The organism is Pediococcus siamensis (assembly GCF_047220215.1).
GTDB classification, from domain to species: domain Bacteria; phylum Bacillota; class Bacilli; order Lactobacillales; family Lactobacillaceae; genus Pediococcus; species Pediococcus siamensis.
The window spans coordinates 562808-589284 of sequence record NZ_CP178375.1; the positions used below are offsets into that span (position 1 = coordinate 562808).

20 protein-coding genes, 2 tRNA genes and 1 pseudogene are annotated in these 26477 nt (G+C 42.1%); 15 read left to right on the top strand and 8 right to left on the bottom strand.

All coding sequences use genetic code 11. The features are described from left to right. Nucleotides 1–65 precede the first annotated feature (65 nt). A complete protein-coding gene (locus ACLJJ6_RS02685) occupies nt 66–932 on the bottom strand; it encodes a class II fructose-bisphosphate aldolase (protein ID WP_412989910.1) in 867 nt (288 codons plus the stop codon). Between the two features lie 379 nt (nt 933–1311). Here ACLJJ6_RS02685 and ACLJJ6_RS02690 point away from each other — a divergent pair, with 379 nt between their 5' ends. Continuing rightward, nucleotides 1312–2181 (top strand): GRP family sugar transporter, encoded by an 870-nt coding sequence (locus ACLJJ6_RS02690; RefSeq protein ID WP_412989911.1) that lies wholly within the window; start codon nt 1312–1314, stop codon nt 2179–2181. A 239-nt stretch (nt 2182–2420) separates the two neighbouring features. Continuing rightward, on the top strand, nt 2421–3776 hold the full coding sequence (locus ACLJJ6_RS02695) for a glucose-6-phosphate isomerase (protein ID WP_412989912.1): 1356 nt from the start codon (nt 2421–2423) through the stop codon (nt 3774–3776). Nucleotides 3777–3907: 131 nt separating this feature from the next. Here the strand turns inward: ACLJJ6_RS02695 and ACLJJ6_RS02700 are convergent, their stop codons facing one another. Further along, the gene (locus tag ACLJJ6_RS02700) at nt 3908–5149 is read right to left on the bottom strand and encodes an ISL3 family transposase (RefSeq protein WP_412988180.1); all 1242 of its coding nucleotides are present in this window, start codon (nt 5147–5149) and stop codon (nt 3908–3910) included. A 207-nt stretch (nt 5150–5356) separates the two neighbouring features. Between ACLJJ6_RS02700 and ACLJJ6_RS02705 the strand changes: the two genes are divergently transcribed. From ACLJJ6_RS02705 to ACLJJ6_RS02725, 5 genes are all read left to right on the top strand, one after another. Continuing rightward, on the top strand, nt 5357–5689 hold the full coding sequence (locus ACLJJ6_RS02705) for a toxin-antitoxin system HicB family antitoxin (protein ID WP_412989913.1): 333 nt from the start codon (nt 5357–5359) through the stop codon (nt 5687–5689). A 212-nt stretch (nt 5690–5901) separates the two neighbouring features. After that, complete coding sequence (locus ACLJJ6_RS02710; protein WP_412990418.1) at nt 5902–6732, top strand: SPFH domain-containing protein; 831 nt, start codon at nt 5902–5904, stop codon at nt 6730–6732. Nucleotides 6733–7173: 441 nt separating this feature from the next. Next, complete coding sequence (gene istA, locus ACLJJ6_RS02715; protein ID WP_260210390.1) at nt 7174–8388, top strand: IS21 family transposase; 1215 nt, start codon at nt 7174–7176, stop codon at nt 8386–8388. Beyond that, nucleotides 8375–9205 carry an IS21-like element helper ATPase IstB gene (gene istB, locus ACLJJ6_RS02720; RefSeq protein WP_412988384.1) on the top strand — a complete coding sequence of 277 codons (831 nt, stop codon included), beginning with the start codon at nt 8375–8377 and terminating at the stop codon, nt 9203–9205. The genes istA and istB overlap by 14 nt, the downstream gene beginning before the upstream one ends. A gap of 67 nt (nt 9206–9272) precedes the next feature. Then, nucleotides 9273–9542, top strand: a complete 270-nt coding sequence (locus tag ACLJJ6_RS02725) for a hypothetical protein (RefSeq protein ID WP_412989914.1) — start codon at nt 9273–9275, stop codon at nt 9540–9542. Nucleotides 9543–9776: 234 nt separating this feature from the next. Here the strand turns inward: ACLJJ6_RS02725 and ACLJJ6_RS02730 are convergent. The 3 genes from ACLJJ6_RS02730 to ACLJJ6_RS02740 form a co-directional block, all read right to left on the bottom strand. Beyond that, nucleotides 9777–9850 (bottom strand) — tRNA-Glu (locus ACLJJ6_RS02730). A gap of 56 nt (nt 9851–9906) precedes the next feature. After that, on the bottom strand, nt 9907–10116 hold the full coding sequence (locus ACLJJ6_RS02735; protein ID WP_412989915.1) for a hypothetical protein: 210 nt from the start codon (nt 10114–10116) through the stop codon (nt 9907–9909). After that, complete coding sequence (locus tag ACLJJ6_RS02740; RefSeq protein WP_412989916.1) at nt 10109–10438, bottom strand: hypothetical protein; 330 nt, start codon at nt 10436–10438, stop codon at nt 10109–10111. The genes ACLJJ6_RS02735 and ACLJJ6_RS02740 overlap by 8 nt, the downstream gene beginning before the upstream one ends. A gap of 161 nt (nt 10439–10599) precedes the next feature. On the opposite strand from ACLJJ6_RS02740, the gene ACLJJ6_RS02745 reads away from it, so the two are divergent. The 4 genes and pseudogenes from ACLJJ6_RS02745 (at nt 10600) to ACLJJ6_RS02760 (ending at nt 13532) form a co-directional block, all read left to right on the top strand. Next, nucleotides 10600–10671: transfer RNA gene (locus tag ACLJJ6_RS02745), tRNA-Gln, on the top strand. 123 nt (nt 10672–10794) lie between these two features. After that, nucleotides 10795–10878: pseudogene (locus ACLJJ6_RS02750) on the top strand (phage major capsid protein); the annotation flags it as partial. Between the two features lie 660 nt (nt 10879–11538). Next, nucleotides 11539–12255 carry a LytR/AlgR family response regulator transcription factor gene (locus ACLJJ6_RS02755; RefSeq protein WP_412989917.1) on the top strand — a complete coding sequence of 239 codons (717 nt, stop codon included), beginning with the start codon at nt 11539–11541 and terminating at the stop codon, nt 12253–12255. After that, nucleotides 12252–13532, top strand: coding sequence for a sensor histidine kinase (locus ACLJJ6_RS02760; protein ID WP_412989918.1), 1281 nt, complete (start codon nt 12252–12254; stop codon nt 13530–13532). Before ACLJJ6_RS02755 ends, ACLJJ6_RS02760 begins: the two co-directional genes overlap by 4 nt. Nucleotides 13533–13566: 34 nt before the next feature. Here ACLJJ6_RS02760 and ACLJJ6_RS02765 read toward each other — a convergent pair whose 3' ends face one another. Continuing rightward, nucleotides 13567–14265 carry a hypothetical protein gene (locus tag ACLJJ6_RS02765; RefSeq protein WP_412989919.1) on the bottom strand — a complete coding sequence of 233 codons (699 nt, stop codon included), beginning with the start codon at nt 14263–14265 and terminating at the stop codon, nt 13567–13569. A gap of 10 nt (nt 14266–14275) precedes the next feature. Next, nucleotides 14276–14995 carry an ABC transporter ATP-binding protein gene (locus ACLJJ6_RS02770; RefSeq protein WP_412989920.1) on the bottom strand — a complete coding sequence of 240 codons (720 nt, stop codon included), beginning with the start codon at nt 14993–14995 and terminating at the stop codon, nt 14276–14278. Between the two features lie 292 nt (nt 14996–15287). Between ACLJJ6_RS02770 and ACLJJ6_RS02775 the strand changes: the two genes are divergently transcribed. Further along, nucleotides 15288–16475 (top strand): acetate/propionate family kinase, encoded by a 1188-nt coding sequence (locus tag ACLJJ6_RS02775; protein WP_412989921.1) that lies wholly within the window; start codon nt 15288–15290, stop codon nt 16473–16475. A gap of 351 nt (nt 16476–16826) precedes the next feature. Here the strand turns inward: ACLJJ6_RS02775 and ACLJJ6_RS02780 are convergent, their stop codons facing one another. Continuing rightward, nucleotides 16827–18068: an ISL3 family transposase gene (locus tag ACLJJ6_RS02780; RefSeq protein WP_412988180.1), complete on the bottom strand. Its 1242-nt coding sequence runs from the start codon at nt 18066–18068 to the stop codon at nt 16827–16829. Between the two features lie 301 nt (nt 18069–18369). Between ACLJJ6_RS02780 and ACLJJ6_RS02785 the strand changes: the two genes are divergently transcribed. The 3 genes from ACLJJ6_RS02785 to ACLJJ6_RS02795 all read left to right on the top strand — a co-directional run bounded on the left by ACLJJ6_RS02785 (nt 18370) and on the right by ACLJJ6_RS02795 (nt 26408). Further along, nucleotides 18370–18720: a hypothetical protein gene (locus ACLJJ6_RS02785; RefSeq protein ID WP_412989922.1), complete on the top strand. Its 351-nt coding sequence runs from the start codon at nt 18370–18372 to the stop codon at nt 18718–18720. Between the two features lie 146 nt (nt 18721–18866). Further along, nucleotides 18867–19418: a tyrosine-type recombinase/integrase gene (locus tag ACLJJ6_RS02790; protein WP_412989923.1), complete on the top strand. Its 552-nt coding sequence runs from the start codon at nt 18867–18869 to the stop codon at nt 19416–19418. A gap of 372 nt (nt 19419–19790) precedes the next feature. Then, on the top strand, nt 19791–26408 hold the full coding sequence (locus ACLJJ6_RS02795; RefSeq protein WP_412989924.1) for a KxYKxGKxW signal peptide domain-containing protein: 6618 nt from the start codon (nt 19791–19793) through the stop codon (nt 26406–26408). Nucleotides 26409–26477 lie beyond the last annotated feature (69 nt).

The window sequence follows — 26477 nt, forward strand, 5'->3', positions numbered from 1 at the left end:
ATTCACCGAAGTGAACATGCTTTTCAAAAATCTCCACCAATACAATTTGACAGAGACCCAAATAATTATTTAGCAGCTGGTGTGCCGAACCATTCGATACGGCTTTCAACTGTATCTTTGATTGCTTTTGTACCAGGTGCAAGTAATTTACGAGGGTCATAACCTTTAATGTCATTTTGGTCATGTCCTTCTTCAATGTACTTACGTGTAGCTTCAGCAAAAGCCATCTGGCATTCAGTATTAACGTTAACTTTAGCAACACCCATTGAGATAGCTTTTTGGATTTGTTCCTTAGGAATTCCAGAACCACCATGTAAAACAAGTGGTGTAGAAATTACGTCAGCCAATTCCTTCAAACGGTCGAAGTTAAGACCCTTCCAGTTTTCTGGGTATTGACCATGAATATTACCAATTCCGCAAGCAAGGTAATCAACGCCAGTTGCAGCGATTTGTTTAGCTTCTTCAACATCAGCTAATTCGCCTTCACCAATGATACCGTCTTCTTCTCCACCGATTGAACCAACTTCGGCTTCAACAGAGATACCCTTAGCATGTGCCAACTTAACAATTTCCTTAGTCTTTTCTAAGTTTTCTGCAAATGGTAAATCATGACCATCGAACATAACTGAGTTGTAACCAACTTCGATACATTCTTTAGCAGCTTCGTAGTTACCATGGTCTAAATGCATGATAACTGGAACTGTGATGTTCATTGATTTCATAGTTTGTTGAACTAAGTTTAAGCAAAGTTCATAACCACCCATGTATTTTGCAGCTCCCATAGAAGTCTGGATCAAAACAGGTGTGCCTTTTTCTTGAGCAGCGCCAAGAATTGCACGTGTCCATTCCAAGTTGTTAGTGTTAAAAGCACCAACTGCGTAGTGACCTTTGCGAGCTTCAGCAAAGATTTCGTTACCATTAACTAATGACATAAATAAAAATCCTCCCAAAATATATTACAACGATGTGTAAAAAGGTTGCATTAAACGAACATTTCCATTTTAACACATTTAAAATAGAAAAGGCAGACGATTTTTGTCGGTCAGAAAATAACTGAGAAGTAATAGCTTACATTCTAATTTGCAGGGGAAAAAGCCCATCATTTTTCGAAAAATTTGAATTAGGCCGATTTATCACTGACAAAAAATAAGCAGACAAAAAGCCCGTCATTTCGGCACTTATAATATATTCTAAGAGCTATATCAATTAAATTTAATAATTTTCCCCTTGTAAAAACGGTTACTTTTTTGTTAAAATGTTTTTTTGTCTTGGTATAAACATTAATTTAAGAGAATAAGAGGAGAATTTATAATGGGTATCATAATTGCGCTGATTCCGGCGATCGCATGGGGAAGTATTGGACTTGTCTCAGGTCGCCTTGGCGGTACGGCACCGCAACAAACACTCGGTATGACGATGGGGGCTGTGGTATTTGCAGTCTTTACATGGTTCTTATATCAACCCACCCTTTCGGCAAAAGTGTGGATTGCAGGAGTTGTTTCAGGACTGTTCTGGGCAGTTGGTCAGGGGATGCAGTTTACCTCAATGAAGAAAATTGGGGTCTCCAAAACAGTACCGTTGTCGACAGGCCTGCAGTTAGCGGGGAATGCCTTAGCCGGAGTCTTGATCTGGCACGAATGGACAACCGGCAAAACCATTACAATGGGCACAATTGCTGTGATTGCGTTAATTGTCGGTGCAACTTTTACATCTTTGCGTGATAAAACGGATAAGGAACACAATAAAGATGAAGATATGAGTGCTGGTATTCGGGCACTGATCATTTCGACCATTGGGTACATTGGCTATACGGTCGTGGTTCGCTTTGCGGATGTCAATGCTAAGGCCGTCATTTTGCCACAGGCACTCGGTATGTTTGCCGGTGCTGTCATCTTTGTCATGATTTCGAAGGCAGCCGCAACGGCCTTTAAGAATAGCCATACTTGGGCAAATATTATTACTGGCTTAGTTTGGGGAATCGGGAATATTTTCATGTTCTTGGCAATCCCAAGTGTGGGGCTGGCGATCAGTTATTCCTTGGCACAGGCCGGAATCGTCATTTCCACGTTCGGGAGCATTTGGTTGCTTGGCGAACACAAAACTCATCGGGAAATGCAGTACGTGATTTTTGGCTCAATTTTAATTGTCATTGGTTCCACGTTATTAGCTTTAATGAAATAAATTAACCAGCATGAGAAAAATAGCACTTTGATAGTGCGTGTAACTTAGGAAACCGGATGATTCGCAATTTGAATCGTTCGGTTTTCATCGTTAATGCGAGCAGTGCACATTTTTTTGCCAACTGCGGTTATCAGAGTCTTTAGAACAAAAGCAAGTTCAAAACAATTTTTGGTCACGCTTTAAAAAGTAATGTATAATGACTTAATGGAGTACTAAATAAAAAGTGAGGTAATTAAACAATGGCACATATTTCGTTTGACAGTTCTGCTGTTTCCGAGTTTGTTCATGATAACGAACTTGCTGAAATGCAGCCACTGGTAACAGCTGCAGATAAAGAATTACGAGAGGGAACAGGCGCTGGTAACGACTTCCGCGGATTTATCGATTTGCCTGTCGAATATGACAAAGACGAATTTGCACGGATCAAAGCCGCTGCAAAGAAGATTCAAGGCAATTCCGAAGTGTTCGTGGCTATCGGGATTGGTGGTTCTTATTTAGGCGCTCGCGCTGCAATTGATTTTCTTGGCAATACATTCTACAACTTATTACCAAAGGAACAACGCGGGGGCGTTCCCCAAGTCTTCTTTGCGGGTAACTCAATCAGCTCAACTTACTTAACTGATTTGGTCAACTTAATTGGCGACCGTGATTTTTCAATTAACGTCATTTCTAAATCCGGAACAACAACAGAACCTTCTATTGCATTCCGTGTGTTGAAAGACAAATTAATCGCAAAATATGGCAAGGATGGCGCTAAGGAACGAATCTTTGCTACAACTGACAAAGCTAAGGGTGCTTTGAAGACGGAATCTGATGCAGAAGGCTACGAGGAATTCGTTGTGCCTGATGATATCGGTGGTCGTTTCTCTGTCCTTTCTGCCGTTGGGTTATTACCAATTGCTGTTGCTGGTGGTGACATTGACCAGTTAATGAAGGGTGCTGCAGACGCACGTGGCGCATATAGCGATGCAGATGTCACGAAAAATGATGCTTACAAGTATGCAGCATTACGGAACATCTTATACCGCAAAGGCTACACAACCGAATTGCTTGAAAATTACGAGCCAACTTTGCAGTACTTTGGCGAATGGTGGAAACAATTGATGGGTGAGTCAGAAGGTAAGGACCAAAAGGGAATCTATCCTTCATCAGCGAACTTCTCAACGGATTTACATTCATTAGGTCAGTACATCCAAGAAGGCCGTCGTAATTTGATGGAAACGGTTGTCAATGTTGAAAAACCAACGCATGATTTGAACATTCCTAAGGAAGACCAAAATCTTGACGGTTTGCAGTATCTTGAAGGTCGCACAATGGATGAAGTGAACAAGAAGGCTCATCAAGGTGTGACATTGGCTCATAATGATGGTGGCGTGCCAGTTATGAACGTCAATATTCCGCAACAAGATGCTTATACGTTAGGCTACTTAATTTACTTCTTTGAAGCAGCTGTAGCCGTTTCTGGTTACTTGAACGGAATCAATCCATTCAACCAGCCAGGTGTTGAAGCATACAAGACAAATATGTTTGCGTTGCTTGGCCGTCCAGGTTACGAAAAACAAACAGAAGAACTTAACAAACGTTTAGGCAAATAAAGCCAATAAACGCGGGGAAGTTCACCGAAATAAGTCTGGTTTAAAGCCGGGCTTATTTTGGGTCTCTGTCAAATTGTATTGGTGGAGATTTTTGAAAAGCATGTTCACTTCGGTGAATGTGCTTTTTTTGTTTACGCATAAATTAAACTGATACGAATGAAAAAGTTATGAATATTTTGAAAACCAAAACAGCTACGCTTTAACACCTTAATTTTACGATTTAGTCCTTCAATAGGACCGTTGGAATACGGATAACGACAACTATTGAGAACAGCAGGACCATTCTTTATTAAAGTTGAGATAGTAATATCCATTTGGTTGCCAGCCGCCTTGTAGTTGGCAATCAAGGTTTTAAATCCAACCGCATCTTTTTGTTGAATGGCTGTTAGAATTCCTTGATAGGTTTGATACACAGTTTTAAATTCTGGAAATTCATCTAAGGCTAGGTCAATGGCGTTCTGTTGGGTCATGTATTCGTTGATACCGTGTAAATAGATAAGTTTAGTATCATTGACCTTTTCTTCTGCCAAATGGAACAAACGCCATTGCGATTTTAGAATGCGATAAACTCGGGAATGCTTATCTTGAAAAGTATGGATCACACGTGTACGTTCGTTATCCAGTGCCCGACCGGCAAGTTGAATAATGTGGAAACGGTCAATGATGGTTATTGCCTTAGGAAATAACCGATGAATAAAGCCAGCATACTCAGCATTCATATCAACGGTGATTGTTTGAACTTTCATACGTTCTTGAACTGAATAGCGAGCTTCAAAGTAATCAATGATATCCTTACTAAGGCGATCCTTAAGAATCACAATGCGGCGATGACTAACGGCATCGCAACAGTTAAAGGACATTAGATGATTACAGGAACGGAATTCATCAAAACAAAGATTTTGGGGGAGTGTTTTAACACGATAAGCTAAGTGAATATTCGCATTTAAAATGCGTTGAACACTACTTGGTGAAATCCCACAAATCTTAGCGATTTCTTTACTGGTCAGCATATCCCGAGCCAGAACAATTACTTGATGTTTCACATTATGCGTAAAAGTTTCATTACGTTTAACGAGGTTAGTTTGAGCACCACAGGTTTTTAAACACCGTTTACATTGATATCTTTGTCGTTTTAGCTGCATCTCATAACGTCCACCTGATAAGGTTCCCAATCTTAGATGGCCAATGTGAGTTCCATTTTTGATTAGAGATTTATGGCCACAATGAGGACATTTTAAAAGTTGATAGGAAAGGATAGCGTGAACGACATGAACGTGTTGCCCATTGGGATAATGTTCCTTAGTAATCTCAGTTACAGTTAAATTAGGGTCTGTTATTTCGAATAGGCTTAGGATAGAATTAGTTAGGGACATTTGTTTTTCCTCTTTTCGATTTTATTAGGCGATTAAATCGTAACACAAAGAGGGCAAATGTCCTTTTTTTTTTCAAAATAAAAACTGGTATCAGTTATTCACCAATACCAGAAAGTGTAGACCCCTTATTTTTTATTGACTTCTGAGATAAAATCGGATAGGATTAAGGCGATATCAGATTGATATTGAAATGAGGTGATCAGTTTCATGGCGGGAAAGCAAAACGAAAAACGCTTCTTACTCCGATTAGACCAAGCCCTATACGATCGCTTGGCAGAAGAAGCCGACCGCGCGAATCAAAGTGTCAATATGTACATGGTAAGTTTGCTATCAGCCAATCACGGAACGAAAAGTTTTGAAAACCGGCAAATTATCGGCAAGACTGTATTGGGGAAAGACATTCACGCTGATAATGGACTGGTCTTAGTGGCAGGGATTTATTACCGCTATTTGATTAATGATAACTCGGACGTGGATCAAACCGCCCGGTATGCAGTCATTGAAGCGAACGGTAATATTTTGACGTTACAAAAAATTTAGCCATTGGGGGAGATAAGATGGCAAATCAACAAAATAACACTCATAAGTTTGGGTCGCTGATAAGTGCAGTGATGAACGGACAGTATCAAGACCGAATTGACAATGAGCGAAAAGCGATTGAACGGCGGCGAAAAATGCAGGCCCAGCGGTCTCCACAGCCACTTACGCAGCGTAATCTCGTCGAACGTCAAACGAAACGGAGGAGTTGGAGTATGCCATTTGGAATTCGAATTGTACCGCAAAATAATCGGGGGTTAGTTGAAACCTTAGGAAAGTACAAACGCAGCGTGGAACCAGGAATGCACTTGTACGTCCCGTTTTTTCAAAAAATTAAAAATGTCAGTCTGGCGATGGAGCCGTTATCCTTACCTAACTATTCTATTATCACCAAGGATAACGCGGACGTTTCGGCCAGCTTAACGTTGAACTTCCACGTCACGGATCCGGTGAAATATCAGTATGAAAATACAGATTCTGTTGAGTCCATGGCGCAGTTGGTTCGAGGACATTTGCGGGATATCATTGGTCGGATGGATTTGAATGAAGCCTTGGGATCGACTGCCAAAATTAACCAAGAGCTGACGCTGGCGATTGGTGACTTGACGAACACCTATGGTATCAATGTCGACCGGATTAATATTGATGAATTAACGCCTTCTCGGGCGATTCAAGAAGCCATGGACAAGCAATTAACAGCCGATCGTGAGCGGGTGGCAGCGATTGCGAAGGCGGAAGGTGAGGCTAAGTCCATTGAGTTGACCACGAAGGCAAAGAATGACGCTCTGATGGCGACTGCACGTGCTGAAGCGGATGCCACGAAGACCCGGGCGGATGCGGAACGTTACCGAATTGATACGGTCCAGGCCGGTTTATCAGAAGCCGACAATAAGTATTTCCAAAATCAGTCTATCAATGCCTTTTCAGATCTCGCCAAGTCCAGTACTAATATGGTCGTGGTTCCATCTGATGGTGCTGATGAATTTGGCAAACTGCCCGTGGTTGGCAAGCTGCTGGGGACTAAAGAGAATAAAACCGAATTTTAAAAAATAAAGCGTGTTTCCGTCATTTTTTACGTACTTAATGATTGGAGGACGCTTTTGTTTTACAATGGTTTCGATGTAGGATAATACTGAACAAACAAGAATAAATAAATTGCTATTGGAGTTAAGGATAAATTGTAGCAATTTCAGGTTAGCTTTTTGAAGATCTTCAATGTTATAGTAAAGCACTGTGTTTGCAAAAACTTGCAATTACTAGAACTAGAATAACAAGGACTGAACCCTTGAAAAAAGAATAGAAACAGCTACAATCAATATGAAAAAATCCTGAAATTTGTCTTAGTGAGGAAAGTGAAATGAATGGAAGGTGAGGAAAATGGTGTCAGCAACGGTTGTAAAATGTTGGAAAATACCGATTAGAAAATGTCGGTTTTCCAACATTTTTTTACGGTAAACTAAACGTATCTCAAATTTGGAGGAACTGAAATGCGTTTAGATGTTGAACAGTGTGTCCAGCAATATATTATGAACAAAATAAAGCCCAACTTCGCTGAAATTGGTCGACGATATGGTGTTGATCCGCGAACGGTTAAAAGATACTACAATTTAGGGCTCACGCCCCCAGATGAGCAGCCACAACCCTTACGGCGGCCGAGTAAACTTGACGATTATCGAAAAACGATTGAAGAAAAGGTTCTAGAAGGCTGTTCGGCAACGGCAATTTATTACTTTATCAAAGAACGTGGCTATCAAGGAAAGCAAAGTATTCTCAGAGACTATTGTCGAACCATCAGAAAAGCCGCAACGAAAAAAGCCACTATCCGGATTGAAACCTCGCCAGGGCTTTCAGCCCAGGTTGATTGGAAAGAAGACTTAACATTGATTTCTCGGCATGGAGAGATTGTCAAAGGCAACATCTTCTTATATGTTTTAGGGTACTCGCGAATGAAATACATGCAATTTACCTTCAGTCGCAGCCAAACTACCTTTTTTGATTGCTTAACGAATGCCTTTTGGGCAACCGGGGGTGTGCCGAAAGAAATCTGGTTTGACAACCAAAAGGTTGTCGTCGATCATCATAAAAGTAATTTTGGTAAGCCGGTATTTAATGAAACCTTCGTTGAATACGCTAAGGACGCTTGTTTCAAGCCAATTGCTTGTCGACCGTTTCGGCCACAAACCAAAGGAAAGGTTGAGGCGTTGGCCAGAACTACTCAGCGAATTAAAGTTTACAACCATGAGTTTGAAGAGCCGCTAGACTTAGCCGAGATCGTTCATTTGACGTGTGATCAGCTGAATCATGAGAAGTCTCAGGCGACTCAAATTCCGCCTTATTTATTGCTTGATAAAGAAAAAGAGTATCTCCATGATTTTGATCATGACTTACTCGATGCCTATGCCAGCCAAACCATCGCAAGGAAAGTTAGCAAGGAATCAATGATTGTCTTTCAAAATCGGAAATACTCCGTCCCCATCAGATATATTGACGAAACCGTACAAATTAAACACGATGACAATACTCTATACGTTTATTATAACGGAGAACTAATTCGTTCTCACCCTATTTCACTGAAAAGATTTAATTATCTTCGCGATGACATGGAAGAGATTGTCCGATCAGACCTTTATAAGAATCGTGATGACCGAGTCATTGATGATTACGTCGACCGAAACCTGAAGATGTTTGATGAAATGGAGTGAGAAAATGGCTAATTACCAAGCGTTATACACCAACCTTAGACAATTAAAGTTAGATCGTTTCGCCGAACATTTAGGCTACCTATTGGATCATCAAGATGAAGCACCCAAGTCCTTGAGTGATGCCTTATTCGAATTGACAACGGCTGAGCTTAAATACCGGGAACAAAAAAAGATTAATTTGAGAATTAAACTAGCCCGCTTTCCATATGAAAAAACGTTAGCTGACTTTGACTTTAGCTATCAACCAGGAATTAACCAAGGGACAATTGAGGACTTGGGATCACTAAGATTCACCCAAGAGAATCAAAACATTTTGTTTATCGGCACCTCCGGTGTCGGTAAGACTCACCTAGCCACCGCCATTGGAATTGAAGGGTGTAAACAAGGAATTTCAACGCAGTTTATTCGATGTAGCGACCTCATCAACAAGCTTCAAACAGCACAAGTTCAAGGACGAAGCGAAGAAGTGTTGCGCCGGTATGCCCGTTTTCAAATTCTAATCATTGACGAGATTGGTTATCTCCCAATTGAGTCAGTGGGTGCTAAGCTGTTCTTTCAGCTAATTGAAAGACGATATGAACGGAAATCAACCATTATCACCACTAATATTCCGCTTTCTAAGTGGGGAAACACCTTTTCAGATAAGATGTTAGCTAACGCCATTTTAGACCGCTTGGTTCACCACGCTAAAGTCATCCGAATCACCGGTCGATCATATCGAATGAAGGATCATTTGATTGAAAAGAAGGATAATTCTGGACCTGATTTATCAGGTTTTAGCTCACAAAATAAAGAAAGGAGCAGTGAGACACTGTAAACCTTATCGGTAAAAAACAGCATTTTTTAATCGGCAAAAAACGACATTTTCACATCGGCGTTGACAAATGGATCTTTTTAAAAGTTTTGAGAACCGTGCACGTGAAAAGCACCATGTACTGAGTCGAGAAATTCTCGCAAAGATCATGGTAATTAATTACGATGAGAAAAAAGATTTACAGTCGAAAGAGATTTCCCAACTTGTCAACCTTCCAGTTAATGAGGTGGACCTTATATTAGCAGGATCTACAAGCGTTCCGTTGAGTAAATACGAAAAAATTAATAATAAATTGAAAGATCAGATGTTATCAGATCAAGGTGTTTCAAAAAGAATTTAACTCATACGCCCAGGAACATTTATCCGTTGGTTGATTTCATGATTAGGCAAATATTTGAGGCGTAGGCGGCAAAATAGCACCTGTTAAACTTCATACAAAGGTTACGAATATTCTCCCTAAAATCGAAATGGGCACTCTTAAGTGGCAGCCATAAATTTCTCGCGTAAAAAGTTAAAAAAACAGCCTCCAAACACCGACTTAACGGCATTTGAAGGCTGTTATCTTTTTTAAATATCACCCGCACGGGGTTCGAACCCGTAGCTCCGCCTTGAGAGGGCGACGTCTTAAACCAATTTGACCAGCGGGCAAAATTAGTACTATCCTAATTTATCGTATTTACGGCCCAAAGTCAACACCCAAGCTCCTATTTTCCCCGTTTTAGATCGAGAATCGTTAGATAAACAAAAGTGATGAACAGGTAAAGCCAGTAGATAAAAACGGCAATCAAAATAAACGGTAGGTAAGGGATGGTGATGATGTTGCCGCTCACCAATCCCAGAACCGCAATTACCGCCCAGACCACCAATTTCTGTTTGGTGTCGGCTAAAGCAGCCTTTATTTCGCGTTTATTCATAGGTTAACTCGAGCATGTAGACTTTTTGTTCTAAGATGTGGGCTGTTGTTACCCAGACTTCGTGGTAGCTTTTCATGGGCTTTTTGGTTAAACTATTGAAGTAATCTAACAAAACGTTGTATTTGATGACAAATTCATCAGATAAACGGTCTACCAACAATGTTTCATCAGGAAAATAAATTTCGGGATTGGCAACGGGCAGAGAATCGGACATCTTGAGTTGAACCACATTGGTGTAACCCAAAGTATTAATTTCTGCGCGTTCCGGATGTTTTTGAATTTGTGAAAGCACATTATAAAGAGAGTCAGAATTTGTAGCCATATTTTCACCTCACACCAATCTATTGTAGCAAAAACCAGCGGTCTTGTCAGGCAGTGACGCATCGCAAGCAAAGATTGACACGAGTAAATTTTTTGAAAGAAAAAAATTCTGTGTGTTGACAGGTTTCGGGAAAAACGGTAATATAATATAGGTAAAATTAATGGGCATTCGCCAAATGGTAAGGCCACGGACTCTGAATCCGTAATTTACTGGTTCGATCCCAGTATGCCCAATTTATTAATTTTGTGAAGCTTTCATACAACGCTAAAACGTTGATATGAAGGCTTTTTTATTTTTTCAATTGTCTCAAATTTCCCTCTATTAAAAGCTGGTGATGAAGTAAGATTATTATTACCAATCAGGGCGGATATAACTATCTGGACACATTAAAAGATAGTGAGGGTCGTTACTTACTTCAAACAGATCCCACAGCACCAACAGCAACGAAATAGTTTGTCGGACGGGAAAACGTTGTTAATATTTAAAATTATTTCTTTTTGAAATCACACATGAGGCGGTTGAAATTCCACCACATACATAATGTTATAAGTTTTATTAAGCACATGATATAATGAAAGTACAGAAAAACAGCAGGTGGACTGCTTGCCGACACTGCTGTTTTAGTGCCTTGTTACTTTGTAAAAAGGCGTTTAATCCAGTCGTAAATTGCACTGGAAACAATCCCTAATACAAGAGTACCAAGGCATGTGAATAAATTAGGCGGGCACTTATCCTACTGTCTTGGTCAGATAGTATGTGTCCAGTCTGGTGTTGTCTGTGTTTGCGACAACACTTTTTTTATACATAAAAAATCCACTAGATTGTAGCTAGTGGGTGCATGGCTCGGTTGTTTTAATTAGATTAGTGACACATAATTGATTATTTATTATTACGGAATGTTGTTATATAGGGCTTTGTGGGGTGTATATTTCCTCCCAGTATGCCCAATAAATCAGGCAAGAAGGCTCGTTACTTCACACTTAGCTAGTGAGGTGGCGAGCTTTTTTTGTGTCTCAGCACAACGAATTTCTTAAATTATAAACGCGCATGAAGTTAAGTATATTATAATTAAATTAATATAAGTTGCTAGGCAAAGAGGGATGATTTATTTGATTAAGGTAGCTATTTGTGATGATGTTCCGGAAATCACCACTAGGGTTGAAAAAGTATTGCAAGCGTACCAGGAAGACCTATTTGATATTTCAGTTTTTTTGGCTTCCGATAAGTTGATTTGTGCGATTCAAGAAAATCAGTTTGACCTATTTATTTTGGATATTGAACTGCCCAATCACACTGGCATCGAATTAGCCGAAACAATTCGCCAAGTGAATGCTAGTGTGCCTATCATCTTTTTAACCAATTATAGTGAATACATGGAAGAGGTTTTTCGCTTGCAGACGTTTGACTATATTCTCAAACCGGTTTCCGAAGAGAAGTTGTTTCCTGTTTTGAAACGTGTGATCCGCTTCTTGAATGTCAATGATCAACCATTTACTTTTACATATAAAAGGGTGGTTTACAGTCTACACTTCAACGATATTATTTATTTTGAGAAGCAAAAACGACAAGTTGTGATCCATACGATTCACAAAACATATGTGACAAATATGTCGACGCACACGCTTTTGGATAAAGTGAATGATAGTTTTGTTCAGGTTCATGGTTCATTTGTTGTAAATGTGATGTTCATTAAGGAAATTAGACCCAAGTTTTTGTCTTTAGCAACTCAATCTTCAACCATTGAAATTCCCATTGGGCGAACCTTTAGTAGCCGGGCTCGAGAAGATATTCTAATGAAAATGAGGCAACGAATATGATCGTTGATGTGGTAATTCGGTTATTAAGTTTTATCGTCTATATTTTTTTAATAAACTTCTTTTTTGCAAGTTGGTCGCCATCAAAAACGCCCTATAAGGATTTTTTTATTTTTGGTGCCCTAACGATACTCGTAGTTGGGAATGCTGTATTTATACCAGAAATAATTAGCCCCTTTATAAATATTGTGATAACCATCCTGTTAATCGGGACTACTGCCAAACAGCATCGGGTACCCCTAAAGGAAACTTATTTCTGGATTGTGGTGCTATTGGCCGTCGATTTTATCTGTGAATCTCTGTCACTGGCATTATTTAATAGTTTGCTATCACCCCAATTTGACACACAGAGTTTCTTATTTGTTGTTATGACAACAAGTGTGACGATGGTTATCGAGATTTTGCTGCTTTTAGGAATCAAACTGCTGTTTTTCCGTAACTCACTTTATGAACCACCGTTGACCTTTTCGAGCCTTTTTACATTAAGCGCAATCCCTATTGTGTCAATCATCGTTCTCCTCTGTTTTTTATTGGCGCGACTTAATGGAGGAATTTTGTCCTCATACTTTGCACTGATTATTGTATTTGGAATTCTATTCATGAATATTTGTGTTCTTTATTTGTATGATAGCTTGACTAGGAATCTACGCCAGATAAATCAAATGGCTCTGCAAACCAAGGCAATGACAGCTGAATTGAAATATATCAAAGAGATAGAGAAATCCCAGCAAGCCTTAAAATCAATTCGTCATGATCTGAAAAATCAATTTATAGTGCTGCTGGGACTTGTCGAAGAGGGGGACACCAATGGGGCCGAGGATTACCTAAGACGTTCCGTAAAAAAGATTACCACACAACAAAATTTTTTTACTCATGATGTTGTTTTAAATTACTTGTTAAATGAGAAGGCAGAATATGCTAAAAAGAACGGAATCAATTTTAAAATTAAAGTTTTTCTGTCTGAAAATACAAGAATTGACCGTGATATTCTGGCAATTTTAATCGGAAATCTTGTGGATAATGCTTTAGCAGCGGTTGACAGACTTGCGGATGATAAATCTAAGGAAGTTAATTTAGTCATTCGTCAGCGGCAAAATGACCTATTAATAGACATTTCAAATCAGTTTGATTTACAAGAGCGACAGGTTCGTCAACAGCGACAAGAGGCGGGACTGGGGATCCGAAATATAAAGAAATTAGTAGAAAGTAATGGCGGTCTTTATAAACAGTGGATTGAAAACAACGTTTACTGTGTGAGTATTATCCTCCTCAACATATAAAAAACGCATTCCCGTGGGAGTGCGTTTTTAGTTCTTAGGCATCAGCCTTTTCAATTGCGTTTCCCAATAAATCCCCGGTAACTCCCGCAGCTACCAGCGCGAAAAAGGTGAACAGGAGGGTCAGAAGTCGGAAGGATATTAAGGATAAGGCAGCAATGTTGGAGAGAAGGACGACAAAAATGAGACTAGCAATGATGCCCTTAGTCGTGGAACCCATATAAATCCCTACAAAACTAGAAAATAGAACAATGACAAGCGTTAAGCCGCTACAAACAAGCATTGATTGGAAAAATATATTCAAGTACGGCCAGGGTGACCCCAATAAAATTGGAAAAAACAATTCTGTTAGGATAAAGAGAAAATTAGCCACCAAGAGGCCGAGTAATTGAACCAAAATCAGACCAACTGCAAAAGCCGTTAAACGAGAGGTAAATAGCTGTTTACGGTCGACGGGTAATAAGAAAGTTTGCTGCTTAAATGTCCCAATATAATGTTGCACAACCAGATGATTAATTTGGACGGTCCCGTAAATGGCAAGAACACACATAGTAGCGGTACTAGCTAGGCCGATGACTGCCGAATAGTGTGTTAACAAAGCGTTGGCATCCTGCTGGTCGTATCTGCCCACAATGGCAAAGAATAAGAGACACCCCAGTTGAACAAAGAGTGTTGTCAAGAACAGCGGCAAGGTACCAGGCTTCATTTTTCTAAGTGTAAATTTAAAATTCTGCATACAATGCACCTCATTTCTTTTTATCATGAACAATAGCTTGGTAGTAATCAGCCAGTCCATTTGGGTAGTTATTTTCGATTTCCGAAACACTGGTAATGGGATGAACGCTGCCGGCAGTCATGATAAGAACATGTTCAATAACTGCTTGAAGATCTGTTAAATCATGACTGGTAATGATGACTAATTTATCTTGTGCAAATTTTTGAATCAGTTGTTTTACGATCAAAACTCCGTCTGGATCGAGACCATTGAAAGGTTCATCCAAAAATAAAAATTCTGGTTGATGCGTGATGGCAACTGCTAGCAACAAGCGTTGTCGCATTCCTAGGGAAAGGTCTCCAATTTTGGTCTGGACGGGGACCTTTAATCCAACACTGTCTAAAACGGTGTGCCAGTCGCGAGGCCGCTTAAGTTTGTAAAAGTAATAATGCGTTTCGAGGAGTTCGTCAATGGTAAGGTTAAAGATTGTATCAGATTGCGCAAATACGGAACCAATTTTCATTAAAATTTCAGCATGATTGGTTAGTGAAAGTCGCTCATCATCTATAAAAATTGTGCCTGTGTCCGGGAATAGAAGTCCACAAAGGCATTTTAATAAAGTGGTTTTTCCAGCGCCATTTGGTCCGATCAGGCCATAGATACCAGATGTCTTTAAGTAGAGTGAATCGACATTTAAAATTGGTGTTTGCGTAAAACTTTTTGTAACGTCCAGCATTTTTAGCGTTGGCATGAAAGTCATCTCCATACTGTCTTATTTCGAATACCTTAATTCTAAATGTAAGTAAGTGTTCAAAAACGAGTAGTGTCAAAAATGGTCACTTAAATGTCACTTTTTGCGTCAAATAAAAGACCACACAGAGATTTGCCACCGTTAAGAACAGCCAAACGGATATCAAGAAGAATGGCGTTCAGCTGGCGCTCGCTTAATTGGTGGGGGAGCAGTTCCATGAGCTTTCGCCGTGCTTATTGTGCGCAACTCAGTTAAGATACAAATTAGAAAATGAGTTAAGAGGGTGAAAAACATGGTTAAAGTTTTGTCAGTCAATCTGGGCAGCTCAACCTTGAAGTGGCGGCTTTTTAGCATGCCAGAAGAACAACAGATTGCCACCGGACTTGTGGACTTTTTTGACAATACCAAAGCAGAAATCACCGTTAAATTTGGGGATCAAAAAAAGACGCGTTCCTTTGACCACCAATTGAGTCTGAAGGATGCCATTACGACTTTGATGCAGGAATTAAAGACTTTAAATTTGGTTTCAGATCTGCATGAAATTGCCGGGGTCGGCCATCGCGTGGTGGCAGGCGGGGAACTTTTCAAAGAATCCGTTGTGATTACCCCGAAAGTCCTCCAACAAATTGATGCGCTGGGAGAATTTGCGCCGCTGCACAACCACTTGGAAGCGACCGGTATTCAACAGTTTTTGGACCAAATGCCGTGGGCAACCCACGTGGCCGTCTTTGACTCTGCCTTCCATCAAACGCTGACACCAGAGAACTTTTTGTATGGCATTCCGTATGCCTATTATCAAAAGTACGGCGTGCGAAAATACGGTGCTCACGGAACCAGTGTCCGCTATGTGACCAAACGGGCGGAAAAGGTGTTGCACCAACCGTTAGCCGACTTACGGTTAATTGTGATGCATTTAGGGGCTGGTTCAAGTATTACCGCAGTAGAGGGGGGCAAATCCTTAGATACATCGATGGGCTTTACGCCGCTAGACGGGGTGATGATGAATACACGCAGCGGTCAGATAGACGTCTCCGTGGTCCCGTATTTAATTAAAAAACTGAACTTGAAAAACGCTGATGAACTGATCACTATCCTCAATCAAAAATCAGGCTTGCTCGGGGTGTCCGGTATTTCGGATGATCAGCGGGAATTAAAAAAAGTAGCGGCTGCCAAACCGCAGGCTAAGTTAGCCCTAGATATGTTTGCTAATCGCGTGATTAAATTTGTCGGCAGCTACATTGCCCTAATGAATGGCGTGGATGCGCTGATTTTTACGGGTGGCGTTGGGGAAAACAGTGCCGAAATGCGTCGTCAGATTATGGCGGCTTTCTCGTATGTGGGCGCCACCATTGATGCAACCAAGAATGAAACAGCCGGTAAAGAAGTAGATATCAGTGCGGCCGATGCGCTCGTAAAGACTTGGGTAATTCCTACTAATGAGGAATTGATGATTGCCCGCGATGTGTACGCCAAGTTGTAGTCAAATTGTGCCGCTCGTACCGTTTTTACGCGTCAAATTTAAAATAGACCAATTATTCGAAATTGTAACGGGCGGAGCGCCATAAAAATGGGCGATTTATCACACGCCAGCATCAGCCAAACAAGGGGTTGGATAAACGTTAAGCCGTCGAAATGGGCGCAGGCAAGCAGTAAAAAATGACAGCAAGTTATTTCCGCAGTTCTGCTTGGCACTCCTTGAATGCAAAAAAAGCAACTGGATCTAAACAACTTGTAAAATAAACTTAATCAAAATAAAATCGGGTCTCTGTCAAATTGTATTGGTGGAGATTTTTGAAAAGCATGTTCACTTCGGTGAATGTGCTTTTTTTGTTTACGCATAAATTAAACTGATACGAATGAAAAAGTTATGAATATTTTGAAAACCAAAACAGCTACGCTTTAACACCTTAATTTTACGATTTAGTCCTTCAATAGGACCGTTGGAATACGGATAACGACAACTATTGAGAACAGCAGGACCATTCTTTATTAAAGTTGAGATAGTAATATCCATTTGGTTGCCAGCCGCCTTGTAGTTGGCAATCAAGGTTTTAAATCCAACCGCATCTTTTTGTTGAATGGCTGTTAGAATTCCTTGATAGGTTTGATACACAGTTTTAAATTCTGGAAATTCATCTAAGGCTAGGTCAATGGCGTTCTGTTGGGTCATGTATTCGTTGATACCGTGTAAATAGATAAGTTTAGTATCATTGACCTTTTCTTCTGCCAAATGGAACAAACGCCATTGAGATTTTAGAATGCGATAAACTCGGGAATGCTTATCTTGAAAAGTATGGATCACACGTGTACGTTCGTTATCCAGTGCCCGACCGGCAAGTTGAATAATGTGGAAACGGTCAATGATGGTTATTGCCTTAGGAAATAACCGATGAATAAAGCCAGCATACTCAGCATTCATATCAACGGTGATTGTTTGAACTTTCATACGTTCTTGAACTGAATAGCGAGCTTCAAAGTAATCAATGATATCCTTACTAAGGCGATCCTTAAGAATCACAATGCGGCGATGACTAACGGCATCGCAACAGTTAAAGGACATTAGATGATTACAGGAACGGAATTCATCAAAACAAAGATTTTGGGGGAGTGTTTTAACACGATAAGCTAAGTGAATATTCGCATTTAAAATGCGTTGAACACTACTTGGTGAAATCCCACAAATCTTAGCGATTTCTTTACTGGTCAGCATATCCCGAGCCAGAACAATTACTTGATGTTTCACATTATGCGTAAAAGTTTCATTACGTTTAACGAGGTTAGTTTGAGCACCACAGGTTTTTAAACACCGTTTACATTGATATCTTTGTCGTTTTAGCTGCATCTCATAACGTCCACCTGATAAGGTTCCCAATCTTAGATGGCCAATGTGAGTTCCATTTTTGATTAGAGATTTATGGCCACAATGAGGACATTTTAAAAGTTGATAGGAAAGGATAGCGTGAACGACATGAACGTGTTGCCCATTGGGATAATGTTCCTTAGTAATCTCAGTTACAGTTAAATTAGGGTCTGTTATTTCGAATAGGCTTAGGATAGAATTAGTTAGGGACATTTGTTTTTCCTCTTTTCGATTTTATTAGGCGATTAAATCGTAACACAAAGAGGGCAAATGTCCTTTTTTTTTTCAAAATAAAAACTGGTATCAGTTATTCACCAATACCAGAAAGTGTAGACCCATAAAATCGGTACACCGCTGTAATGAACGGGCGTACCGATTTTTTGTGGGACTGACGTCTTAGCTGGGGAAACCTAGACCAGACTGGATTCAAAACACGATTGTGGGCTTTGGTCGGCAATTGGACTTGCCATGGCCGGATAAGGTAAGATACAAAGACCACCTAAGGAGGAATGACATGAATTATTACGAAGCTTGTGCCACTCTGTTGATGCGCTGGGAAGCCATGCGCATTCTCCAAATCTATTGCTTGCCGTTTGAACCTGCAGATCCGAAAAGACAGATCCGGATGATCCGCCGTATTTTAGCTCAAAATGAGCTGCTTGATGCGTTGAAGCATGACTATCAAGGCGAGGAATATGGCAACGAACGGTCCTATATCCAAGAACTGCTGGCTATTTTTGCCAGTACCACAACGCCAGATGACACCACAGCTTATTTACAGTTGTATCTGGTTGGTCGGGTGATTAGAAGCCACCGGGTGATGCTGGTCACCATTCCGACGGTGCCACGAATGCTCATGCCCTGACCGCAGCTTAGGCAAGCACGAACAAAGTTCCGATCAAGCTAAGCATGTAAGCGGTCTAGAGGTATAATTTAAAGAGCTCGTTACCAACTCAAGTTGGAAATGAGCTCTTTTTTCGTATCACAAAAAAATAGATAGGTGGGATAACAATGAATTACAATGTACAGCCGCTGCGTACAAACAAGGAAATTGAGAGCTTTAAGGAAGCACTAGGCAAACGCCGCTATGGTCAGCGTAACGTGCTGATGTTTTTGCTGGGGATTAATACTGGGTTACGAATGAGCGATATTTTGAAACTTAAGGTCGGGGATGTCCGTGATACGGATTATGTCATCCTCAACGAACAAAAAACCGGCAAACGTCGCCGGGTCTTTATTGCGCCATTGCGATCGCAAATAGCAGCTTATTTGAATACAAAACCCGATACTGATTATTTGTTTACCAGCCGCAGTGGCCAAAAGCTGACCACAGATGCGGTATATAAATTGTTTGCCAGTACCGGAAGATTAATTCACCGCAACGATATTGGGACGCACACGTTAAGAAAAACGTTTGGTTATCACTACTACCGCCAAACAAATGACATCGCCACGTTAATGGTGCTGTTCAATCATTCCAGCGAAGAGATAACCAAACGTTATATTGGGATCACAGATTCCGAGATTGAGAAGTCATTAGCAAACTTTAAATTAGGACTATGAATTTAATTACGAAAAATATGTATTTTTATGAATTAACTTCTTTCTAGTCACAATATAATACAAGGATTATAAAAAATCAACGATAAATTATAAAAAAGGTATATTACCATCACATAGGCTTTTATCAAGAAATTAAATCCTAAAAATACATACAATTATGAATTAATTAAATACTTTTGAGGTATTTTTTCTTCTTTACAAAATGGTTGCGAAACCGGATTCACAAGGAGGTGCCTTTAAGGTCAATTCTCATGCACATTATTTCACAAACCAATTCAGAAAGAAGACGATGGATAAAAATTGTACATAAAGAGAGTTATTTAAAAAAGCAGTGATAGGTAAGAAGGATTTTAATTTTGAGGAGGAAAAGAAATGTCAGGAGATTTTAGAAAACTTTCGAAAAATAATACCAATCTGACGCATAGCGAAAAAGATGATCTGCATTACCGGATGTATAAAGTTGGTAGAACGTGGCTTTTTGCCGGCTTATTCTCAGTTGCTATCTTAGGATTTAGCGGTGTGAATGTTCATGCTGATACAGCAAATACTTCTAGCAGTTCTGCAGAGGTCACAAGTGTGGATTCTTCGGCAACTAGCAGTTCCGCCAGTTCAGACGCAAGTACGTCAAGTGCGTCGTCTGTTGCTAGTTCCAGTACTAGTGCAAGTGCGGCATCTAGCTCGACAGCAGCCGATACAGCTTCAAGCAGTGCCAATAGTTCCGCTGTTAGCTCAAGTAATGCGGGTTCAGCAAGCTCGATTTCATCAACGGCGCAGGATACAAGTTCGGCAAGCTCAGCTTTAACGACGGCAGAAGACACAAGCTCAGCAGATACATCACTAACTTCTGGTGCATCGAACTCAGTAGTTAGTGACGCTTCTTCTAGCGCGGCCGATACTAGTGTCAGCTCTGCATCGAACGCTTCAAGTATCAGCAATCTGGCAGAAGCGAGAGAGGCTGTTGCTTCGGAAGCGGATGATACAGCAATCAAAGATGGCGACAATGCAACAGATGCAACGCCAGACAATTATAAAACTGATGCGAATCACTTTGTTAGTGGCAGAACGACTGACTATCCGAATTCAGATGCCTCTAAAGTAAACGCCAGTGGCAATATGCTCACGTCAACCCTTTCAACCCTGACTGGAGCTGATGGTTATTATTTGTATGTCACTGATCGAGTCACGGATACGGTTTTGGGCGATGATGGAGTAACATACGTCACACAAGAAAATGACCAGAATACTGGCGTTAAATGGACAGTAAATGCGGACTCAGTAATGTACGTTAAAGGAAGCGGGAGTAATCCTGAGGAATGGTTAATTTATGGTTATATTGAGACGCCAACGTACGAAGTGCCAAGTGGAAGTCAGGATCCGGATGTGTTGGCTGCCGAGGATAAAACTAATGCCCCCTATACTAATGCTGGAATTGTTGTGGATGCAAATGGCGACGGTACCATAACCAACGCGGAAATTTCTACAGCCAAAAGTGAACTACAACAATACGAGATTAGTTATTTGAACAATCTGACCTATGGAGATAATCAACACTTAGGTATGATTGCGGCCGGCACCCTTGGTGGGCAATCTGTAGTTTATTTTACTTTCAATTTGGATTCAGGAACTTCGAGTTCTACTGCGAGCTTAACCGGTGGAACAGGTGGAACAGGGCTAGTGGACTCCACCTTTGAACATCTTGTCTCCAATGGTAGTAATGTTGCTTGGGTATCAAGTGACCAAGTTCAAGCGCTACTTTCCGCATATAATAATATAGTTACCGGCTTGAATTTAAGGAGTGACGCATATTACGGGCTGGGTTTAGGACTTGAAGTTGACGGTGTTTGGAATATTGCTCAGTCATATGCAACGGCACTGGGTTGGGGAACAGTTAATGATGCAAGCACCGTTTCGGGCGATCAATTTATGCCATTAGACACGATTACACAAGAGAATGCTACATTTAACGTCAGTGCGGTTGACGATGACAATGATGAAGCAACTGTTGGTACAAGCCAGGAAGTCACTGGAACAGTAGATGAAAATGGTGAATACACCTACACTGCTCCAGACGGTTATTACATCGTGGGAGTAACAGATGCCAATGGTACCAGCAGTGCATTTGATACGAGTGATTCAGGTAATGGCGCATTTATCTGGACAAGCACGGACAAGACATCAATTCAAGGCTACACGAATGTTGCCTTAACTGCTGATCCGGGAACTGAGGGTGACGTTGTTGTCCACTTGGCCCATATTCTCAGTCCGACAACAGATGTGACAGATTCCAGCTTAGATACTACGCGGACGGTTACAGTGACAAAAAATGGGGAAACTGTGGACACAGAATCGAGCGAAGTATACTGGGTCAAAGTAGCTGATGAAGCCACCGGCGATGATACGTATTATTCCTTTGAGAATCAACAAGATGCCTATGATTTTGCGGACTATATCACAAATAATGATGTGTTGCCGGATACTCAAGGAACCTCTGGAATCTATGAAGCTGTTGACGTTGATGTGCCTGACGGTTATTCGGCTGCTGTAACTTCCGGTAATGCAAAGGGAACAACTTCAACGGATGGTTCAACATTTACAGTGGCTGCTGAGGATACACCAGCTACTTCTGAGACTGCACCAGCGAATGAAGACGTAGTTGTCACACTCAAAGCTGGGGATACACTCGCTAACATTAAGATTGTGGATGTTGATCCAAATGCAAGCGACGTCGATGGCGCAACGGCTGATGGTGCGTACTATGATTTGTATAATCAAAATTATAAAGCTCACGTTGACGCCGCTCATACAGTAGATTTATCAGGAATGATCGATTGGGACGACTATGTGGTTGTGACTTCAGCAACTGACACCACACCAGTTGCTGATCAAGACGCTGCGCAGTCGGTTACTCTGAATTACACTACGGATGATAGTGATAATGTCGTCATCTATGTCATTCACAAGCACACCTCCGAGCTACCACAGAACTTTGATGGGACAACTGATCGCGTAATCACTTACACAGGTGTTCCCGAAGGTGAAGTTCCAGCGGGATCAACCAAAGATAGTGATGATGACAACTATACTTTAACGCAGTCAGTAGATTGGACCACTGACACGGACTTAGCAACTGGCATTACGACCTATACGCCAAGCACAAGCGGCTATTCGTCTGCTGATGGCTTAGCTGCCGAAGATTACGCCGGCTACACGGTCGATAATAACGGTGAAGCCGTTGATAACGATGATGTTGATAGTTCCAGCGTGGCCGAGACCACAACTATGCCAACAGATGCCACACCAGTTACCATCACCTATATTGCTGATGGCGATACTTCTGCGCAAGTTACTTTCTATGACGAGACAGACGGTAAGGCTGTTACGGATAGTAATGGGCCGGTGGTTCGTACCGTTTCAGGTACCACTGGCGAACAACCTTCAACTGGTAACCCAATTTCGATTCCAGCCGGCTATGAATTAGCTGATGATCAGGATACATCGAAATTCTCGATTGATTCCGATACAGGAGTCGTTACGTATATCGGCACTATGGCTGCAGATGACAGCGATAATGCGGTTATTAATTTAGTTCATGTCATTGATGATCAAACGCCTTCAGAGACAGGATTGACAACGACACGAACAATTACTTTCGCAAATGTACCAGATTCTGCAGATAGTACAGTCGCTGATCAGACCCAAACAATTTACTGGGGTACAACCACTGATGAAGCAACTGGTGAGATCTTGGCATACACACCTTATTTGGATGAAGCGGGCAGTGAACCTGCGAGTGACTATGCAGCGTACAGCTTCGATATGCCGACTGGTTATGCCGTTTCAGCAACTGGTGCCACGTTAACAGACAATGGGGATGGTACGCAGACGGTGCCAGAAGCAACGGTTTCGTCAACGTCCACGCAACCAAGCGATGCGCAGAATGTCGTTGTTACGTTCAAGGACACCACGGTAACTTACACGCCAGGAAATAATCCCGAAGGTTTGGAGTTAACCAAGACGGTTACTGAAAAAGTTACTTATGGTGATCCGGTAAATGATGAAGCAGACAGCGTTTCAACGGTTAACTTCTATCGGACAGCTACGGTAGTTGATGGTGGTGCACCAACCTACTCTGCTTGGACAACAAGTCCTGATGGGGTCAGCAAGTCGGCTGATGACCAAGAATCCACGATTAACAAGCTAATGACTTCACAACTGGAAACGCCAGATGGCTACACGGCAAGTGTTGAGACCTCCGTAGATGGTGTTGCCGTGACAGATGCTAATGGCGATAACGTTGGAAATGCCACGGTCGACATTACTGGTAATGATAGTGAAGTCGAACGTGTAGTTACCTACACACCTGAAAAAGGCAATTACTACATTCACTATGTTTTGGAGAATCAAGACGGCACTGAGTTGAAAGAAACCTATGTCGGAACTGGTGATGTGGGCACGGCTTACACGGATGAATTAACTGATGTCGCAAATGGCGGCAGCGACCTTAAATTTGATATTACAGATCAGTTGACCGATGCTCAGAAGGCGTTATACCAAGATGAAGACGGTGTCTACTACGCCTACTACGAATATACAGCCGACCAGTATGGTGGTCAGATTAATGATTTAGCCGATGACAGTACGGCTGATGAACAATTTGATACAGCTGGACAAGATATTTGGAATGTCTATGCACCAATCCTTAAGGGAACGACCGGCGCAACAGGTGATACTGGAGCTACGGGTGATACTGGAGCGACAGGTGATACTGGAGCCACGGGTGCTACCGGAGCCACAGGTGCTACTGGCGCCACAGGTGACACTGGAGCCACAGGTGACACTGGAGCCACAGGTGATACTGGCGCAACAGGTGCTACTGGCGCTACAGGTGCTACTGGAGCCACGGGTGCTACTGGAGCCACAGGTGATACTGGAGCCACGGGTGATACTGGAGCGACAGGTGATACTGGAGCCACGGGTGCTACTGGAGCCACGGGTGCTACTGGAGCAACTGGAGAGACTGGTGCGACAGGTTTGACAGCTTATCAACTTTGGATTCAACAAGGCCATACTGGTTCGATTGATGACTTCTTAATTTCCTTGATCGGAACGACCGGCGCTACCGGGGCCACCGGTGCCACAGGTGCCACAGGCGCCACTGGAGCCACCGGTGCGACAGGTTTGTCAGCTTACCAACTTTGGATTCAACAAGGCCATACTGGTTCGATTGATGCCTTCTTACTTTCCTTGATTGGTTCGACTGGCGCCACAGGAGCAACCGGAGCCACAGGTGCCACTGGAGCCACAGGTGCCACTGGAGCAACTGGCGCATCTGGTTTATCAGCATATCAACTTTGGATTAGTCAAGGCAATACAGGTTCAGTTGAAGACTTCCTACTTTCTCTGATAGGTGCAACCGGATCTACTGGAGCTACGGGTGCTACTGGAGCAACCGGCGCAACTGGAGAGACTGGTGCGACAGGTTTGTCAGCTTACCAACTTTGGATTCAACAAGGCCACACCGGTTCAATTGATGCCTTCTTACTTTCCTTGATTGGTGCAACTGGAGCCACGGGTGACACTGGGGCTACAGGAGCAACCGGATCAACGGGAGCCACAGGTGCCACAGGTGCAACTGGCGAATCAGCTTATAAACTCTGGCTTAGCTTGGGTCACACTGGCTCACTAGAAGACTTCTTGGTTTCCTTGATTGGCTCAACTGGCGCAACCGGAGCTGATGGGGCTACCGGAGCCACAGGCGCCACCGGCGCTACAGGAGCAACCGGAGCAACTGGCGAATCGGCTTACGAATTCTGGTTGTCACTAGGTCATACCGGTTCAATCGATGACTTCCTAGTTTCCTTAATTGGTAAAACAGGAGCAACGGGTGCAACAGGTGCCACAGGCGCTACAGGAGCAACCGGAGCAACTGGCGCAACTGGTGATACAGGTGCGGATGGCAAGTCGGCTTACGAGATCTGGCTAGAAGAAGGGCATACTGGCTCTTTGAATGACTTCTTGATTTCTCTTATTGGTGAAACAGGAGCCACCGGTGCAACTGGCGCCACTGGTGCGACAGGGCCAACAGGACCTCAAGGTAATAATGGTTACAACGGTAATAACGGCAACAATGGTTACAACGGCAACAATGGTGAGAACGGCGCAACCGGAGCAACCGGAGCAACCGGAGCCACAGGGGCAACCGGAGCCACAGGGGCAACTGGTGCAACCGGAGCTACTGGAGCTACTGGTGCAACCGGCAGCAATGGCAGCACCGGAAACGGTGGTAATACCAACACGAATACCAATACCAATACCAACACAAATGGTAGTGACGGTAGTGATGGAACTGATGGTGCAACTGGTGCGACAGGCGATACCGGAGCTACTGGTGCTACTGGCGCCACTGGTGCAGATGGCAGTGATGGCTCGAATGGTGGTGGGAACACAACCACGAATAATGGCAATGGTAATACCACTAACAATAATAGCAACAACACCACGAACAATAATGGTGGCAACACGACAAACAAGAATACCACTACTAATAAGGGCGACAAGACTACAAATAATAATGGCGGTAACACAACCAATAATTACTATGGTCATGGCACACCTGATAATAGTGGCAATCAGAGTTCGAATAGTGGTAGCCACAATTCTACTAAGACAAGTACGCAAAGCAACAAAGCAGCCGTAACTACCCTTGCTTATACAGGCAATAATCATAACAACGGCGGTGGTAACTCTGGTGCAGCGACGGTCAGTGATGTTAGTGACAATCACGCAAGCGATGGGAATGGAAATGCTGTCAATGATGTGAAGAACACCAATAAACAAGCAACAGGCGCCTTGCCACAAACGGGTGAAACAAACGCAGATGCCGAAATCTTGATGGGAATCGGTGCCACAATCGCAAGTGCAACCTTAGCTTACGCGGTCGCAAAACGTCGTCGGAAGAACGATGATTTGTCGGATGATGTTTTGTACTAACAAGTTTTTCAATATTAGTCGTGATTAGAGTGGTCCTATTGCGACAGCCGAATGGCGGGTAACCCCGCC

Bases quoted from the DNA above. Each gene is read 5' to 3' on its own strand.
- ACLJJ6_RS02685 (WP_412989910.1), bottom strand. From the start codon at position 932: ATGTCATTAGTTAATGGTAACGAAATCTTTGCTGAAGCTCGCAAAGGT.
- ACLJJ6_RS02690 (WP_412989911.1), top strand. From the start codon at position 1,312: ATGGGTATCATAATTGCGCTGATTCCGGCGATCGCATGGGGAAGTATT.
- ACLJJ6_RS02695 (WP_412989912.1), top strand. From the start codon at position 2,421: ATGGCACATATTTCGTTTGACAGTTCTGCTGTTTCCGAGTTTGTTCAT.
- ACLJJ6_RS02700 (WP_412988180.1), bottom strand. From the start codon at position 5,149: ATGTCCCTAACTAATTCTATCCTAAGCCTATTCGAAATAACAGACCCT.
- ACLJJ6_RS02705 (WP_412989913.1), top strand. From the start codon at position 5,357: ATGGCGGGAAAGCAAAACGAAAAACGCTTCTTACTCCGATTAGACCAA.
- ACLJJ6_RS02710 (WP_412990418.1), top strand. From the start codon at position 5,902: ATGCCATTTGGAATTCGAATTGTACCGCAAAATAATCGGGGGTTAGTT.
- istA (WP_260210390.1), top strand. From the start codon at position 7,174: ATGCGTTTAGATGTTGAACAGTGTGTCCAGCAATATATTATGAACAAA.
- istB (WP_412988384.1), top strand. From the start codon at position 8,375: ATGAAATGGAGTGAGAAAATGGCTAATTACCAAGCGTTATACACCAAC.
- ACLJJ6_RS02725 (WP_412989914.1), top strand. From the start codon at position 9,273: ATGGATCTTTTTAAAAGTTTTGAGAACCGTGCACGTGAAAAGCACCAT.
- ACLJJ6_RS02735 (WP_412989915.1), bottom strand. From the start codon at position 10,116: ATGAATAAACGCGAAATAAAGGCTGCTTTAGCCGACACCAAACAGAAA.
- ACLJJ6_RS02740 (WP_412989916.1), bottom strand. From the start codon at position 10,438: ATGGCTACAAATTCTGACTCTCTTTATAATGTGCTTTCACAAATTCAA.
- ACLJJ6_RS02755 (WP_412989917.1), top strand. From the start codon at position 11,539: ATGATTTATTTGATTAAGGTAGCTATTTGTGATGATGTTCCGGAAATC.
- ACLJJ6_RS02760 (WP_412989918.1), top strand. From the start codon at position 12,252: ATGATCGTTGATGTGGTAATTCGGTTATTAAGTTTTATCGTCTATATT.
- ACLJJ6_RS02765 (WP_412989919.1), bottom strand. From the start codon at position 14,265: ATGCAGAATTTTAAATTTACACTTAGAAAAATGAAGCCTGGTACCTTG.
- ACLJJ6_RS02770 (WP_412989920.1), bottom strand. From the start codon at position 14,995: ATGCCAACGCTAAAAATGCTGGACGTTACAAAAAGTTTTACGCAAACA.
- ACLJJ6_RS02775 (WP_412989921.1), top strand. From the start codon at position 15,288: ATGGTTAAAGTTTTGTCAGTCAATCTGGGCAGCTCAACCTTGAAGTGG.
- ACLJJ6_RS02780 (WP_412988180.1), bottom strand. From the start codon at position 18,068: ATGTCCCTAACTAATTCTATCCTAAGCCTATTCGAAATAACAGACCCT.
- ACLJJ6_RS02785 (WP_412989922.1), top strand. From the start codon at position 18,370: ATGAATTATTACGAAGCTTGTGCCACTCTGTTGATGCGCTGGGAAGCC.
- ACLJJ6_RS02790 (WP_412989923.1), top strand. From the start codon at position 18,867: ATGAATTACAATGTACAGCCGCTGCGTACAAACAAGGAAATTGAGAGC.
- ACLJJ6_RS02795 (WP_412989924.1), top strand. From the start codon at position 19,791: ATGTCAGGAGATTTTAGAAAACTTTCGAAAAATAATACCAATCTGACG.